This window comes from Pseudomonas sp. MYb193 (genome assembly GCF_002966775.1).
Classification (GTDB): domain Bacteria; phylum Pseudomonadota; class Gammaproteobacteria; order Pseudomonadales; family Pseudomonadaceae; genus Aquipseudomonas; species Aquipseudomonas paracarnis.
In genome coordinates, this window is the sequence record NZ_CP023269.1 from 1,449,572 (window position 1) to 1,464,104 (window position 14,533).

At 60.5% G+C, this 14,533-nt stretch carries 14 protein-coding genes and 1 pseudogene; 12 read left to right on the forward strand and 3 right to left on the reverse strand.

What is annotated here, in order from left to right; translation table 11 throughout:
• Positions 1 to 81 precede the first annotated feature (81 nt).
• The 3 genes from CLM72_RS06755 (at position 82) to CLM72_RS06765 (ending at position 2,218) form a co-directional block, all read left to right on the forward strand.
• A complete protein-coding gene (locus tag CLM72_RS06755) occupies positions 82 to 1,188 on the forward strand; it encodes an NADH:flavin oxidoreductase/NADH oxidase (protein WP_034126499.1) in 1,107 nt (368 codons plus the stop codon).
• 103 nt (positions 1,189 to 1,291) lie between these two features.
• Positions 1,292 to 1,828 (forward strand): GNAT family N-acetyltransferase, encoded by a 537-nt coding sequence (locus CLM72_RS06760; protein ID WP_105225985.1) that lies wholly within the window; start codon positions 1,292 to 1,294, stop codon positions 1,826 to 1,828.
• A 204-nt stretch (positions 1,829 to 2,032) separates the two neighbouring features.
• A complete protein-coding gene (locus CLM72_RS06765) occupies positions 2,033 to 2,218 on the forward strand; it encodes a hypothetical protein (protein WP_014717190.1) in 186 nt (61 codons plus the stop codon).
• Between the two features lie 54 nt (positions 2,219 to 2,272).
• Here CLM72_RS06765 and CLM72_RS06770 read toward each other — a convergent pair whose 3' ends face one another.
• Positions 2,273 to 3,898: a glucan biosynthesis protein D gene (locus tag CLM72_RS06770; RefSeq protein WP_105225986.1), complete on the reverse strand. Its 1,626-nt coding sequence runs from the start codon at positions 3,896 to 3,898 to the stop codon at positions 2,273 to 2,275.
• Between the two features lie 304 nt (positions 3,899 to 4,202).
• Here CLM72_RS06770 and CLM72_RS06775 point away from each other — a divergent pair, with 304 nt between their 5' ends.
• The 8 genes from CLM72_RS06775 to CLM72_RS06810 all read left to right on the forward strand — a co-directional run bounded on the left by CLM72_RS06775 (position 4,203) and on the right by CLM72_RS06810 (position 13,549).
• A complete protein-coding gene (locus CLM72_RS06775; protein WP_105225987.1) occupies positions 4,203 to 4,910 on the forward strand; it encodes a tellurite resistance TerB family protein in 708 nt (235 codons plus the stop codon).
• A 210-nt stretch (positions 4,911 to 5,120) separates the two neighbouring features.
• Positions 5,121 to 6,743, forward strand: a complete 1,623-nt coding sequence (locus tag CLM72_RS06780; protein WP_105225988.1) for a methyl-accepting chemotaxis protein — start codon at positions 5,121 to 5,123, stop codon at positions 6,741 to 6,743.
• Positions 6,743 to 7,255, forward strand: a complete 513-nt coding sequence (locus CLM72_RS06785; protein ID WP_034126504.1) for a chemotaxis protein CheW — start codon at positions 6,743 to 6,745, stop codon at positions 7,253 to 7,255. Before CLM72_RS06780 ends, CLM72_RS06785 begins: the two co-directional genes overlap by 1 nt.
• Complete coding sequence (locus tag CLM72_RS06790) at positions 7,252 to 8,514, forward strand: protein-glutamate O-methyltransferase CheR (protein ID WP_105225989.1); 1,263 nt, start codon at positions 7,252 to 7,254, stop codon at positions 8,512 to 8,514. The genes CLM72_RS06785 and CLM72_RS06790 overlap by 4 nt, the downstream gene beginning before the upstream one ends.
• Complete coding sequence (locus CLM72_RS06795) at positions 8,511 to 9,212, forward strand: chemotaxis protein CheW (protein WP_034126506.1); 702 nt, start codon at positions 8,511 to 8,513, stop codon at positions 9,210 to 9,212. Before CLM72_RS06790 ends, CLM72_RS06795 begins: the two co-directional genes overlap by 4 nt.
• Complete coding sequence (locus CLM72_RS06800; RefSeq protein ID WP_105225990.1) at positions 9,209 to 11,488, forward strand: hybrid sensor histidine kinase/response regulator; 2,280 nt, start codon at positions 9,209 to 9,211, stop codon at positions 11,486 to 11,488. The genes CLM72_RS06795 and CLM72_RS06800 overlap by 4 nt, the downstream gene beginning before the upstream one ends.
• A complete protein-coding gene (locus tag CLM72_RS06805; RefSeq protein ID WP_105225991.1) occupies positions 11,485 to 12,495 on the forward strand; it encodes a chemotaxis response regulator protein-glutamate methylesterase in 1,011 nt (336 codons plus the stop codon). The genes CLM72_RS06800 and CLM72_RS06805 overlap by 4 nt, the downstream gene beginning before the upstream one ends.
• A gap of 52 nt (positions 12,496 to 12,547) precedes the next feature.
• Positions 12,548 to 13,549 (forward strand): PleD family two-component system response regulator, encoded by a 1,002-nt coding sequence (locus CLM72_RS06810; RefSeq protein WP_034126509.1) that lies wholly within the window; start codon positions 12,548 to 12,550, stop codon positions 13,547 to 13,549.
• A 144-nt stretch (positions 13,550 to 13,693) separates the two neighbouring features.
• On the opposite strand, the gene CLM72_RS06815 is transcribed toward CLM72_RS06810, so the two are convergent.
• Complete coding sequence (locus tag CLM72_RS06815) at positions 13,694 to 13,948, reverse strand: bacteriocin immunity protein (protein WP_105225992.1); 255 nt, start codon at positions 13,946 to 13,948, stop codon at positions 13,694 to 13,696.
• 40 nt (positions 13,949 to 13,988) lie between these two features.
• Here CLM72_RS06815 and CLM72_RS29185 point away from each other — a divergent pair.
• Positions 13,989 to 14,147: pseudogene (locus CLM72_RS29185) on the forward strand (diguanylate cyclase domain-containing protein); the annotation flags it as partial.
• 132 nt (positions 14,148 to 14,279) lie between these two features.
• On the opposite strand, the gene CLM72_RS06825 reads toward CLM72_RS29185, so the two are convergent.
• The gene (locus tag CLM72_RS06825; protein ID WP_105225993.1) at positions 14,280 to 14,531 is read right to left on the reverse strand and encodes a bacteriocin immunity protein; all 252 of its coding nucleotides are present in this window, start codon (positions 14,529 to 14,531) and stop codon (positions 14,280 to 14,282) included.
• Positions 14,532 to 14,533: the final 2 nt, after the last annotated feature.

The following is a 14,533-nucleotide window of genomic DNA, read 5'->3' on the forward strand; positions in this document are numbered from 1 at the left end:
TGAACCCTGTGCAAACGATGGTTGTCGACTAGGCTCTATGCACTGTTGAACAGTGCCCACAGAACCCAGAAGAGGTGCGCCATGAGTCAGCTGCTCGAACCTTATACCCTGCGCCAATTGACCCTGCTCAACCGCATAGCGGTTTCACCCATGTGCCAATACTCCAGCGACGATGGCCTGGCCAATGACTGGCACCTGGTGCACCTCGGCAGCCGGGCCGTGGGTGGCGCCGGGCTGATTTTTACCGAGGCCACGGCGGTGACCGCCGATGGCCGTATCACCGCCCAGGACCTGGGCCTGTGGAATGACACCCAGATCGAACCATTGCGGCGCATCACCCGTTTTATCGCGGCCCAGGGCGCGGTGGCGGGTATTCAATTGGCCCACGCCGGGCGTAAGGCCAGCACCCACCGGCCATGGATCGGCAAACATGGCAGCGTCAAGCCGGAGGAGGGCGGCTGGGTGCCTGTGGGGCCCTCGCCGATTGCCTTCGACCCCAATCACACCCAGCCCAAGCCACTGGACGAAGCACAGATCCAGCAAGTAATCGCCGACTTTGTCGCCGCCGCCAGGCGCGCCTTGACCGCAGGCTTTGAAGTGGTGGAAATCCACGCCGCCCACGGGTACCTGCTGCACCAGTTTCTCTCGCCGATCAGCAACCAGCGTCAGGACCACTACGGCGGCTCCTTCGAAAACCGCATTCGCCTGGTGCTGGAAGTCACCAAGGCCGTGCGCGCCGTGTGGCCTGAGGAGTTGCCGCTGTTTGTACGCGTGTCGGCCACCGACTGGGTGGAAGACGGCTGGAACCCGGATGAGACCGTGGAATTGGCGCGCCGCCTGAAAGACCTCGGGGTGGATCTGATCGACGTGTCGTCCGGTGGTACCGCCGCCAATGCCGAGATTCCCACCGGCCCCGGCTACCAGACGCGCTTCGCCGAGCGCGTGCGCAAGGAATCGGGCATCGCCACCGGCACGGTCGGCATGATTACCGAACCGGCCCAGGCCGAGCACATCCTGCGTACCTGCCAGGCTGACATTATTTTTCTGGCCCGTGAACTGCTGCGCGACCCGTACTGGCCGTTGCATGCCGACGATGATTTGGGCGGACGCAAAGCCATCTGGCCGGCGCAGTACCAGCGGGCAACCCATCGGGACCAGCCGATCCATGAGTCGGATCTGCGGGATTGACCCTGTACACGGCCCTACCGGACCCACCCTGACACGGTGGGTTTTTTCTTGCTCGTGTTTAAAGGAAGGCTGATCCTTGGCGGTTGTGAAGCAGGAGACCCCTATGCTGGTGGAACGCGCGTTAACCGAAGACGATATTTCTTTGCTGGCAACCATCGATCGCACGGAGCTGATCCAGGCGTGCTACCGCATGGAATGCGGCGAACTGGTGTTGTATGCCACGCACCATGACATGCACGGCTGGCCCGAAGGCGAGGCTGAACAGGATGCCGTGGCGCTGCGTGCCTGCCTCCAGCGCGGCGGGTGGTTGTGGGGCGTATTCGACGGCCAGGTGCTCGTTGCCGCAGTGGTAGTGGACAATCGGCCCTTCCATCACCAGGGCCTGCTGATGCGGCAGTTGAAATTCCTGCATGTCAGCCATAGCGCCCGTGGTTCGGGCCTGGGCGGGCGGTTGTTGGCGCTGGCTTGCGAGCACGGCCGGCAAGTGGGGGCCCAAGCGCTGTATATCTCGGCCACAGAGTCGCGTAATACCGTGGACTTTTATCTGCGTCATGGGTGTCGTCTGTTGCTGCAACCCCGTGCTGAGCTGTATGCGCAAGAACCTTTAGACATCCACTTGTATCGACCACTTCGTGAGTAATGGCTGTAGGTTTTTATTACCGAAGCTATTTTTTTAAGTGAATACTCTAAAAAAATCCCACGTGTGACGAGATAGTTTCTAAGCTTAGGGTGAGCTTGGTTCCTAGCCCAGGGAGGCAGGCTGTCTGTCCACGAAAGCGTTGTACTTCGGGGAGTTTGGAAATGGGCACCAGGAGTATTTGACTGATAGCAGGAGTAGTGGTCCATGGCCAAATCCTATGGCGTAGCGGGTGCGGTGGCGTCTTTTCTGAGCCGCCGGATGTCCTTGCGGGGTCGAAGATTGAGTTCGGATGAGATGGAGTTGCTGGTGCAATACCGGGCACTGACCGAGAGCGATCAGGTGGCGATGCGATATTTGATTGGCGCGATGAAAAGCGTGTCGCGGTTCTGAGCCCAGTCCGATCATTCCTACGTTATTGCGTGGGAATGATCGCGCAGTGTGGCATCAGGTGTACTTGCGTTGCTCTGGCGCAGGCGGGAAGTACTGATAAAGCCAGGTTTCACTCAGGGTGCGGTCCTGAGTTCGTATAAACAGGCGCAATTCGACGGGTTCCACGCTGTCGCTGGTGGGGTACCAGTCGAACAGGATGCGATAGCCCTTGATGTTATCCAGCACCAGCACGCTGAAATCCTTCAACTCACCATGGGAACAAGTCACCACCGGCTCGATGCCGGTGCCCGCTGGCAGGCGATCCAGGCCGCCGCCCTTGAAGTCTACGGCGAAACGCCGCGCCCATACCTTCGGATAATGCTCGCCGGGTGCCCAGCCTTCGGTAAAGCCGCCCATGCCCGAACGGGTCGCGTCCACCTGTGCCAGCGGCGTGCTCACCGGCGGCAGTGCGCTCCAATACAGCTTGTAGCCGTAGTTGAGCGAATCACCCGCGGCCACGGGCTTTTTCGGGGTCCAGAAGGCCACGATATTGTCCAGGGTTTCGCCAGTGGTGGGGATTTCCAGCAAGTCGATGGAGCCTTCGCCCCAGGCCGTGGTCGGTTCAACCCACAGGCTTGGGCGTTTGCTGTACCAGTCGACGGTGTCCTGGTAGCTGGCGAACTCATGGTCGGTCTGCACCAGGCCGAAGCCTTTGGGGTTGGTGTCGGCGAACGCGTTGAATTGCAGCTTGGCCGGGTTGTTCAGGGGCCGGCAGATCCACTCGCCGTTGCCGCGCCACATGGCCAGGCGGTCCGAGTCGTGGATTTGCGGGTGGATGGTGTCGCACATGCGGCGCTCATGGGTGCCACAGCTGAACATACTGGTCATGGGCGCGATGCCCAGTTGTTCGATGGCGGTGCGCGCGTTGATGTGCGCGTCGATCGCCATCACCACTTGGTTGGCCTGGCAGTCGATATCGAAGCGGTAGGCGCCGGTGGCGCTTGGCGAGTCGAGCAGGGCGTAGACCACAAAGCGCGTGGCGTTCTTGTCCGGGGTTTCGAACCAGAATTGCGTGAAATCGGGGAATTCCTCACGTTTTTTCGCGTAGGTATCAATCGCCAGGCCACGCGCCGAGAGGCCGTATTGGCCGGTGGAATCCACCGCACGGAAGTAGCTGGCGCCGAGAAACGACAGCACGTCATGGCGGTCCAACTCCGGCGCCTTGAACAGCTTGAAGCCGGAGAAACCCAGGTCCCCGGTCAGTTGCTGGGTGTCCACCGTGGTTTTTTCATAGTTGAACAGTGAAGGGCGAAAATGCACTTCGCGGGCTTCACGGGTCTTTGGGTCGACGCTGTGCATGCGCACCGGCGTCTTGAAGCCCATGCCGACGTGGAAGAACTGCACGTCCAGTTGGCCGTTCAACTCCTTCCACAGCGAATGGTTACGGTCATAGCCGATGGCGTTGAAATTCTGCGGGGTCATGGTGGCCAGGGTCGGCGGCAGCACCTGCTTAGTGTCCTGGTAGCCACGGGTGGCCAATTGCTTGGCCTGGGCCTTGAGCGATTCGAAATCGAACGCCACGGCCTTGCCATCGGCAGCCCGATTCCCGGCCCAGGCCTGCGCGGCCAGCAGGCCACTGGCCGACAAACCGGTGTAAGCCGCAATGGCCATGGATGCTTTGAGCAAATTCCTGCGGTGCATAGAGACAACCTGTCGTGAGCAAATCCCGCGCCTTTCCTGGCACGTAGCGGATCAGAAATAACGGTTCGGACATGCCTTCGGCCAAACGCAACGGACAATAAACAGACGCCGGATAGCTTAAGCGGTTCGATGAACAAGGCAAATTGATTGATGGCGGGATGATGGCGTTGCATGTGCAACAAGACATTTCCTGCATCGCAGGAGAACGTTACATCTGGAAGCACTCTAGATCGCGGCTTTTTGGCACTTAGTTTTACGCTGGAGGCCTATTGGTCCTACGAACCCAAGTGTCTGGAGGCTACGAATGAATACCCGTGGATTGCTCGATCAGTTGCTCAAGTCTGGCCAGGACATGTTGCAAAACAAGGCCGGCGGCCAACGCAAATCCAATGACAAGGGCGCTCTCGGCGGCTTGCTCAGCGGTGGCGGGCTCGGCAGCATGCTCGGCGGTGCCGGCGGCGGCGCCCTGGCGGCGGGGGCCATGGGCTTGCTGCTGGGCAATAAGAAAGCCCGCAAATTCGGTGGCAAGGCGCTCACCTACGGCGGCCTGGCCGCACTGGGTGTGATTGCCTACAAGGCTTACGGCAACTGGCAAGCCCAGCAGGCCAGCGCGCCCCATGGCGAGCCGCAAACCATCGACCGCCTGCCGGCTGACCAAGTGGAGCAACACAGCCAGGGCATTCTCAAGGCACTGGTGGCCGCGGCCAAGGCTGATGGGCATGTGGATGAGCGCGAGCGTGCCTTGATCGAAGGCGAATTTACCAAGCTGGACAACGACCAGGAGCTGCAACACTGGCTGCACGCCGAACTCAACAAGCCCCTGGACCCCACCGACGTTGCCCGCGCCGCCAGCACCCCGGAAATGGCCGCCGAAATGTACATCGCCAGCGTGATGCTGGTGGACGAAGAAAACTTCATGGAAAAAGCCTATCTGGACGAACTGGCCCGCCAACTGAAACTTGAGCCCGGTTTAAAGCTTGAGCTGGAAAAGCAAGTACGGCTTAACTCATAAACAAGGCCACACGTTCATCAAAAATGTGGGAGCGGGCTTGCTCGCGAATGCGGTAGACCAGTCACACTCTTTCTGGCTGACTCACCGCATTCGCGAGCAAGCCTGGTCCCACTTTTGCATTCTGTGCACTGCACATCAAAAGCCTTGATAAAAGCACGCAGCCGCTCAGCTATACTCCCCTCCATTTGAATGGCCCTGCGAGGAATTACTGTGAAGAATTGGACCCTGCGCCAAAGGATTTTGGCGAGCTTTGCGGTAATTATCGCGATCATGCTGCTGATGGTCGTGGTCTCGTATTCGCGCCTGCTGAAAATCGAAATCAGCGAAAACTCAGTGCGGGACGATGCGGTGCCCGGGGTGTTTTTCAGCTCGATGATTCGCAGCGCCTGGGTCGACAGCTACCTGCAAACCCAGGAGTTGGTGGGGATCCACGAGAACCAGGGCATTTCCGAAGAGGATAAGCAGGACTACAAGTCTTTTGAGGTTCGGCTTGAGCAACACATGGCCAGCTACGCGGGGACGATCAATATCACCCAGGATCGTACCCAGTACGATGCCTTCGAAAAACTGCACCAGAACTACAATCAGATTCTCGCCCAAGTCCTGGCAGCCCATCAGAGCAATAACGCGGCCGAAGCGCTGAGGTTGTTCAACGAGCAACTGACCCCCGCCTGGACAGCAGGCCGCATGAAACTCAATGAAATTATCAACGAGAATAAACAGGTCGCCGACAATGCCACTGCGGCCATTGATGATGCGGTAGCGGCCGCGAAGATCAGCATGGGCGTCTCGCTGTTGCTGGCGATTCTCGCCGCCGCGCTGTGTGGCTTGTTGCTGATGCGCGCGATCATGGCGCCGATGCAGCGCATCGTTCAAATCCTCGAAGTCATGCGCACCGGCGACCTGAGCAAGCGCCTGAATCTGGAGCGCAAGGACGAATTCAACGCGGTTGAAACCGGCTTCAACGACATGATGACCGAGCTGACTGCCCTGGTGTCCCAGGCGCAGCGTTCATCGGTACAGGTCACTACCTCGGTCACCGAAATTGCCGCGACCTCCAAGCAGCAACAAGCGACCGCTACCGAGACGGCGGCCACGACCACCGAAATCGGCGCCACTTCCCGCGAAATTGCCGCCACGTCCAAGGACTTGGTCCGCACCATGACCGAAGTCTCCACCGCCGCCGACCAGGCCTCGGTGGCTGCCGGTTCCGGCCAGCAAGGTCTGGCCCGCATGGAAGAAACCATGCACTCGGTGATGGGCGCTGCCGACCTGGTCAACGCCAAGCTGGCGATCCTCAATGAGAAGGCTGGCAACATCAACCAGGTGGTAGTCACCATCGTCAAGGTGGCCGACCAGACCAACCTGTTGTCCCTCAATGCTGCGATCGAGGCTGAGAAAGCCGGTGAGTACGGGCGCGGCTTTGCCGTGGTTGCCACCGAAGTGCGCCGCCTGGCCGACCAGACCGCTGTGGCGACCTACGACATTGAGCAGATGGTGCGTGAGATCCAGTCGGCGGTGTCGGCAGGGGTGATGGGCATGGACAAATTCTCCGAGGAGGTGCGCCGCGGCATGTCTGAGGTGCAGCAAGTGGGCGAGCAACTGTCGCAGATCATCCATCAGGTACAGGCCCTGGCGCCGCGGGTGTTGATGGTCAACGAAGGCATGCAGGCCCAGGCCACCGGTGCCGAGCAGATCAACCACGCGCTGGTGCAATTGGGCGATGCCAGCAGCCAGACCGTCGAATCCCTGCGCCAGGCCAGCTTCGCCATTGATGAACTGAGCCAGGTTGCGGTCGGTCTGCGCAGCGGCGTCTCGCGTTTCAAAGTCTGATGAGCGAGCTCGCGGCTAAACGCGGTGCCGTCCCGGCAGCGAAAAAGGCGTTGTTCCTGGTGTTTCGCATCGGCAACGAACGCTTTGCCCTCAAGGCTACGGAAGTGGCCGAGGTGTTGCCGCGCCTGGCGCTCAAACCTATCGCCCAAGCGCCCTTATGGGTGGCGGGTATCTTCGCCCATCGTGGGGTGCTGGTGCCGGTCATCGACTTGAGCGCCCTGACGTTCGGCACTTCGGCTCAGGCGCGTACCAGCACGCGCCTGGTGCTGGTCAATTACCAGCCGCAGCCCTGGAGTGAGGCGCGTTGGCTGGGGCTGATCCTGGAACAGGCCACCGACACCCTGCGTTGTGACCCCGCCGAGTTCCAGCCCTATGGCCTGGACAACCGGCAGGCGCCGTACCTGGGGCCGGTGCGTGAAGATGCCCAGGGCTTGATGCAGTGGATTGGCGTTGCGGATCTGTTGACCGCGCCAGTGCGCGCCTTGCTGTTTTCCGCCGAGTTGAGCCTATGAGCAATGACCCGCGGTTTTTCGCGTTTTTGAAAGAACGCATCGGCCTGGACGTCGCTTCGGTGGGCGAGGCGATTATCGAACGCGCGGTGCGCCAGCGCTGCCAGTCGTCCCAGTCGCTTTCGGCGGAGGCTTACTGGCAACACCTGCAAACCTCCCATGACGAGCAGCAGGCGCTGATCGAAGCGGTGATCGTCCCCGAGACCTGGTTTTTCCGCTATCCCGAATCCTTTGCAACCCTGGCCCGCCTGGCTCAGGTGCGCCTGGCCGAGATCAATCAGCTGCGCGCCCTGCGTATTCTCAGCCTGCCGTGTTCGACGGGCGAAGAACCCTATTCGATTGCCATGGCCTTGCTCGATGCGGGGCTGGCGCCCCACCAGTTCAAAGTGCAGGGCATGGATGTCAGCCCGCTGTCGGTGGAGCGCGCGCGGCGGGGCGTGTACGGCAAGAACTCGTTTCGCGGCGCCGACCTTGAGTTTCGTGACCGCCATTTCACTGAAGACGCAGGTAATTACCGCATCGCCGACCGGGTGCGCGAACAAGTGCGCCTGCAAGTCGGCAACTTGCTGGACCCGGCACTGCTGGCGAATGAGCCAACCTACGATTTTGTGTTCTGCCGCAACTTGCTGATCTACTTCGACCAGCCGACCCAGAAACAAGTCTTTGATGTACTCAAGGCGTTGACTCACGTAGACGGTGTGCTGTTTATCGGCCCGGCCGAGGGCAGCCTGCTGGGGCGTCACGGCATGCGCTCCATCGGTGTGCCGCAGTCCTTTGCCTTCAGTCGGCATGTAGAACCGGCCCCGCCGGTTGCACCTGTGGTCAAACCGACGCCCGCGCCGCTACCGCAGCGCAGGGCGGCGCCGATACCGCTCAAGCCGCGGCCGTTCAGTACGGTCAGCCCCAACGTGCCACCGGTCAAAGTGGTGACTACCGATGCCGGGGATTTGCTCAGCCAGATCGCAACCCTGGCCAACGAGGGCAAAAGTGCCGAGGCCCGAGCGGCCTGCGAACGGTATTTGAGCAGTCACCCGCCGGCCGCCCAGGTGTTTTACTGGTTGGGGCTGCTCAGCGATGTGGCTGGCAGTGCCCTGGAGGCACAGGGGTATTACCGAAAAGCCCTGTATCTGGAACCGCAGCATCCCCAGGCCCTGATGCACCTGGCCGCGTTGCTCGAGTCCCAGGGTGACAGTGCCGGCGCGCGTCGTCTTCAGGCACGCGCCGCCCGTAGCGAGCGAGCTGACAGTGAGTCCAAACGATGAGTAGCCCTGACGCGCTCGACACCGCAGGCCTGGACCTGACGCTGACCGATACCCAAGCCATTGACGACTGTTGGAACCGCATCGGTATTCATGGCGACAAGTCCTGCCCGTTGTTGGCCGAGCACATTCACTGCCGCAATTGCTCGGTGTATTCCGCCGCCGCCACACGCCTGCTCGACCGCTACGCACTGCAACAGGACGACCATCATGCGCAGGCAACTGCCGAAGCGGATAACGAGGTGGTCACCCGTTCGCTGTTGATGTTCCGCCTCGGCGAAGAATGGCTCGGTATCGCCACCCGTTGCCTGGTGGAAGTGGCGCCGTTGCAGCCGATCCACTCGCTGCCGCACCAGCGTTCCCGAGCGCTGCTTGGCGTGGCCAACGTACGCGGGGCGCTGGTGGCGTGCCTGTCACTGGTGGAACTGCTGGGCCTGGACAGCACCAGTGCCGGCGCCAGCGGCGGGCGGATCATGCCGCGCATGCTGATCATCGCTGCCCAGGACGGCCCGGTCGTGGTGCCGGTAGATGAAGTAGACGGCATCCACGCCATCGATGAGCGTACCTTGAAGGCCGCATCGGTGTCCGGCACCCAGGCCAGCGCACGCTACACCCAAGGCGTGTTGCAGTGGAAAGGCCGCAGCCTGCGTTGGCTGGACGAAGCGCAATTGTTGTCCGCCGTGACCCGGAGCCTCGCATGACCCCCGACCAGATGCGCGATGCCTCGCTGTTGGAACTGTTCAGCCTGGAGGCTGATGCGCAGACCCAGGTGTTGAGCGCGGGCCTGCTGGCGCTGGAACGCAACCCGACCCAGGCCGACCAGCTCGAAGCCTGCATGCGCGCCGCGCATTCACTTAAAGGCGCGGCGCGGATTGTTGGGGTGGATGCCGGCGTCAGCGTGGCCCACGTCATGGAAGATTGCCTGGTCAGCGCCCAGGAAGGCCGCCTGTACCTGCAACCTGAACATATCGACGCGTTGCTGCAAGGTACTGATCTGCTGATGCGTATCGCCACCCCAGGCAATGACGTGGGGCCGTCGGATATCGAGGCGTACGTAGCGCTGATGGAGGGCTTGCTCGATCCCTCGCAGCCGATTGCGACGCCCGTGCCAAAACCCGAGCCCATCCCCGCGCCGCGGGTTGACGCGCTGCTGCTGGAGCCCGAGCTGGAGCCTGCGCCACCGCTCGGCAGTGAAGCGCCGCGCCAGAACAAGCGCATGACCGAAGGCGGCGAGCGTGTGCTGCGGGTGACGGCTGAGCGCTTGAACAGTCTGTTGGACTTGTCCAGCAAATCCCTGGTGGAAACCCAGCGGCTCAAGCCGTACCTGGCCAGCCTGCAACGCCTCAAGCGCATTCAAAGTAACAGCTTGCGTGCGCTGGATGCCCTGGACGGCCAGCTCAAGTCGCTGGATCTGAACCTGGAAGCCCAGGAGGCCCTGGCCGATACCCGTCGCCTGCTGAGTGAAGCCCAGGCCCTGCTGGCGGAAAAAAACGCCGAGCTGGATGAGTTCGGCTGGCAGGCCGGCCAGCGCGCCCAGGTGCTCTACGACACCGCATTGGCCTGCCGCATGCGGCCGTTTGCCGATGTGCTGGCCGGGCAGGTGCGCATGGTGCGTGACTTAGGTCGCAGCCTGGGCAAGCAAGTGCGCCTGGAGATTGAGGGCGAAAAGACCCAGGTCGACCGGGACGTGCTGGAAAAACTCGAAGCGCCGCTCACCCATTTATTGCGCAATGCGGTCGATCACGGCATCGAAACCCCTGAGCAACGCGTGCTGGCGGGCAAGCCGGCGGAAGGCTTGATTCGCCTGCGTGCGTCCCATCAGGCCGGGTTGTTGGTGCTGGAATTGAGCGATGACGGCAACGGTGTCGACCTCGAGCGCCTGCGCGGCACCATCGTCGACCGCCATCTGTCGCCGGTTGAAACGGCCCTGCGTCTGAGTGAAGAAGAACTGCTCACGTTCCTCTTCTTGCCAGGGTTCAGCCTGCGCGACAAAGTCACCGAAGTGTCCGGGCGCGGGGTCGGCCTGGACGCGGTGCAACATATGGTTCGTCAGCTGCGCGGCGCGGTGGTGCTGGAGCAGACGGCGGGGCAGGGCAGTCGCTTCCATCTTGAGGTGCCGTTGACCCTGTCGGTGGTGCGCAGCCTGGTGGTGGAAGTCGGCGAAGAAGCCTATGCCTTTCCCCTGGCGCATATCGAACGCATGTGCGACCTGGCGCCCGACGACATCGTGCAGTTGGAAGGCCGCCAGCACTTCTGGCATGAGGGCCGGCACGTCGGCCTGGTTGCCGCCAGCCAGTTGCTGCAACGCCCGCCGGGGCAGTCCCCGTCAGATACCTTGAAGGTGGTGGTGATCCGCGAACGCGATGCCGTGTACGGGATTGCCGTGGAGCGCTTTATCGGCGAGCGCACCCTGGTGGTGTTGCCGCTGGATGATCGCCTGGGCAAAGTCCAGGACATTTCTGCCGGGGCCTTGCTCGATGACGGCTCGGTGGTGTTGATCGTCGATGTCGAAGACATGCTGCGTTCGGTGGATAAATTGCTCAACACCGGTCGCCTGGAGCGCATTGCCCGGCGTAGCCAGCAGGCCACCGAAGCGCCGCGCAAGCGTGTGCTGGTGGTGGACGACTCACTGACTGTGCGCGAGCTGCAACGCAAATTATTACTCAATCGTGGTTATGAAGTCGCTGTTGCGGTCGATGGCATGGATGGCTGGAACGCATTGCGCTCCGAGGACTTCGACCTGCTTATCACGGATATTGATATGCCTCGCATGGACGGTATTGAATTGGTCACACTTTTGCGCCGTGACAGTCGCCTGCAATCGTTGCCGGTGATGGTGGTTTCCTACAAGGATCGTGAAGAAGACCGCCGCCGTGGCCTCGACGCCGGGGCCGACTATTATCTAGCCAAAGCCAGTTTCCATGACGACGCCTTGCTCGACGCCGTGGTTGAACTGATTGGAGGCGCCCGGGCATGAGGATTGCGATCGTCAATGACATGCCCCTGGCGGTGGAGGCCTTGCGCCGCGCCCTGAGTTACGAGCCCGCCCACGAGGTGGTATGGGTGGCCAGCAATGGCCTGGAAGCGGTACAGCGTTGCGCCGAGCTGACCCCGGACCTGATCCTGATGGACCTGATCATGCCGGTGATGGACGGCGTGGAGGCTACCCGGCAGATAATGGCCGACACGCCTTGCCCGATTGTGATCGTCACTGTCGACCGCCAGGCCAACGTCAGCCGCGTATTCGAAGCCATGGGCCACGGCGCCCTGGATGTGGTGGACACCCCGGCACTGGGCGTTGGCAATCCCAAGGATGCGGCGGCGCCCCTGCTGCGCAAGATCCTCAATATTGGTTGGCTGATCGGCCAGCGCGGCACGCGGGTGCGTGCCGAAACCCCGCCGCAGCGGGTCACCGGCAAGCGTCAACGGCTGGTGGCCATTGGTTCTTCGGCTGGTGGGCCGGCGGCACTGGAAGTTCTGCTCAAGGGTTTGCCCCGGGATTTTCCCGCCGCCATCGTGCTGGTACAGCATGTGGACCAGGTCTTCGCCGCCGGCATGGCCGAGTGGCTGAGCAGCGCTTCCGGCCTGCCGGTGCGCCTGGCCTGTGAGGGCGAGCCGCCTCAACCCGGCGTGGTATTGCTGGCCGGAACCAACCACCATATTCGCTTGTTGAAAAATGGCACGCTAACCTATACCGCAGAGCCGGTGAACGAGATTTACCGGCCCTCCATCGACGTGTTTTTCGAAAGCGTCGCCAGCTACTGGAACGGTGACGCCGTTGGCGTCTTGCTCACCGGCATGGGGCGCGACGGCGCCCAGGGCCTCAAGCTGATGCGTGAACAAGGATATTTGACCATCGCCCAGGACCAACAGAGCTCGGCGGTGTATGGCATGCCCAAAGCGGCGGCGGCGATTGATGCTGCTGTTGAAATTCGCCCACTGGATAGAATTGCGCCCCGATTGCTGGAGGTCTTTGCAAAATGAACAAAAATCTCCCGCCGTGCTGGCTTGCAGGTAGTAATTCAGGTGATTGCACATGAATGATTTACAGCTCGACGACTTCAAGACCGACGAAAACGCCGCCATGGTGCTGCTGGTCGACGACCAGGCCATGATCGGTGAAGCCGTGCGGCGTGGCCTGGCCCATGAAGAGAACATCGACTTCCACTTTTGCGCCGACCCGCATCAGGCGATTGCCCAGGCGATCCGCATCAAGCCCACGGTGATCCTGCAAGACCTGGTGATGCCCGGTCTGGACGGCCTGACCCTGGTGCGCGAGTACCGCAATCACCCGGCCACCGCGAATATCCCGATCATCGTGCTGTCCACCAAAGAGGACCCACTGATCAAAAGCGCGGCCTTCGCGGCTGGGGCCAATGATTACCTGGTCAAGCTGCCGGACAACATCGAACTGGTGGCGCGCATCCGCTATCACTCCCGCTCCTACATGACCCTGTTACAGCGCGACGCGGCCTACCGTGCGTTGCGCGTCAGCCAGCAACAGTTGCTGGACACCAACCTGGTGCTGCAGCGCCTGATGAACTCCGATGGCCTGACCGGGCTGTCCAACCGCCGCCACTTCGACGAATACCTGGAACTGGAATGGCGCCGCGCCATGCGCGACCAGACCCAACTCTCGTTGCTGATGATCGATGTGGACTTCTTCAAGACCTACAACGACAGCTTCGGCCATGTCGAGGGCGACGAAGCCTTGCGCAAAGTCGCCGCCACCATTCGCGATGCCAGCAGCCGCCCTTCGGACTTGCCGGCGCGCTACGGTGGCGAAGAGTTCGCACTGGTCCTGCCCAACACCTCGCCGGGCGGCGCACGCCTGGTAGCCGAAAAACTGCGCATGGCCGTGGCCGCGTTGAAAATCCCGCACATCGCCCCGGCTGAAGGTGCCAGCCTGACCATCAGTATCGGGCTGTCGACGTTGACGCCGGTCCAGGGTACGGACTGTCGGCAGTTGATCATGGCGGCGGACAAGGGGTTGTACACGGCCAAGAACAATGGGCGTAATCAGGTTGGTATCGAGTAATTAGAGGCCAATTCCAATGTGCGAGGGGGACTTCCCCCTTGCACTCCTGAGTTTCGTACTCATCCGAATATGATTACATATGAAAGTTTTTGAGCTAAGAAGTCTGCCATCGTTGTGGAAACGATGGCAGGTGATAGGGCGGCGTTATTCTATTCTGAATCCAGGCTTGCCATTATTCGCGCGCCACTCTTTGACCTCTTTTACAATGCCTTCTGGACTGTCTTCTCTACCCTTTCTTGGATAATAGACGAGGTCTGACCCGTCAGGATGCTCCGTAAGTCGCTTGAATGCTAATAGCATTTCGTCATCTTCTTCCTCAGAGCGAGCACTCGCGTCACAAAGAGAAATTACAAAGTTTAAAAATTCGCTTTCTGTGTACTCGGAAATTGAGGTTTTCATCTTAATTGCCTTTGCCGTGAATACGCTTGTGAAGTTTTGGAACATCGCCCCGGCTGAAGATGCCAGCCTGACCATCAGTATTGGGCTGTCGACGTTGACGCCGGTTCAGGGTACGGACTGCTGGCACTTGATCATGGAGGCGGACAAGGGCCTGTATACCGCCAAGCATAATGGGCGCAATCTGGTGGGTATCGAGTAATCTGAGATCGCAGCAAGTCCACATGGGGTAGAGGGGGCTTTCTCACATTGGATGTGCGTGTTCCTTGAACTGCCGTTGGATTAAAAAACTGCCATCGATGTCGAGTCGATGGCAGAAATTTGTAGAAGAATATTATTCTGCTTTAAATCCGGGCTTACCATTAGCAGCGCGCCAATCTTTAACTTCTTTTACTACAAATTCAGGTCCATCTTTTTCAGGCTCCGGATAAAATATTAGATCTGAACCAGAAGGGTGTTCCGTTAACGCTTCAAATTTTAAAATTGCATCGGTGTGCTCTTTTTCTGTGGCGTAGTCGTCGTTATAGATTTTTACAACCAAGTTTAAAAACTCACGCTCCGTCATCTCGCTCATTAATGTGCCCATTT

Coding starts and splice junctions, on each gene's coding strand:
- CLM72_RS06755 (WP_034126499.1), top strand. CDS start 82: ATGAGTCAGCTGCTCGAACCTTATACCCTGCGCCAATTGACCCTGCTC.
- CLM72_RS06760 (WP_105225985.1), top strand. CDS start 1,292: ATGCTGGTGGAACGCGCGTTAACCGAAGACGATATTTCTTTGCTGGCA.
- CLM72_RS06765 (WP_014717190.1), top strand. CDS start 2,033: ATGGCCAAATCCTATGGCGTAGCGGGTGCGGTGGCGTCTTTTCTGAGC.
- CLM72_RS06770 (WP_105225986.1), bottom strand. CDS start 3,898: ATGCACCGCAGGAATTTGCTCAAAGCATCCATGGCCATTGCGGCTTAC.
- CLM72_RS06775 (WP_105225987.1), top strand. CDS start 4,203: ATGAATACCCGTGGATTGCTCGATCAGTTGCTCAAGTCTGGCCAGGAC.
- CLM72_RS06785 (WP_034126504.1), top strand. CDS start 6,743: ATGAGCGAGCTCGCGGCTAAACGCGGTGCCGTCCCGGCAGCGAAAAAG.
- CLM72_RS06790 (WP_105225989.1), top strand. CDS start 7,252: ATGAGCAATGACCCGCGGTTTTTCGCGTTTTTGAAAGAACGCATCGGC.
- CLM72_RS06795 (WP_034126506.1), top strand. CDS start 8,511: ATGAGTAGCCCTGACGCGCTCGACACCGCAGGCCTGGACCTGACGCTG.
- CLM72_RS06800 (WP_105225990.1), top strand. CDS start 9,209: ATGACCCCCGACCAGATGCGCGATGCCTCGCTGTTGGAACTGTTCAGC.
- CLM72_RS06805 (WP_105225991.1), top strand. CDS start 11,485: ATGAGGATTGCGATCGTCAATGACATGCCCCTGGCGGTGGAGGCCTTG.
- CLM72_RS06810 (WP_034126509.1), top strand. CDS start 12,548: ATGAATGATTTACAGCTCGACGACTTCAAGACCGACGAAAACGCCGCC.
- CLM72_RS06815 (WP_105225992.1), bottom strand. CDS start 13,948: ATGAAAACCTCAATTTCCGAGTACACAGAAAGCGAATTTTTAAACTTT.
- CLM72_RS06825 (WP_105225993.1), bottom strand. CDS start 14,531: ATGGGCACATTAATGAGCGAGATGACGGAGCGTGAGTTTTTAAACTTG.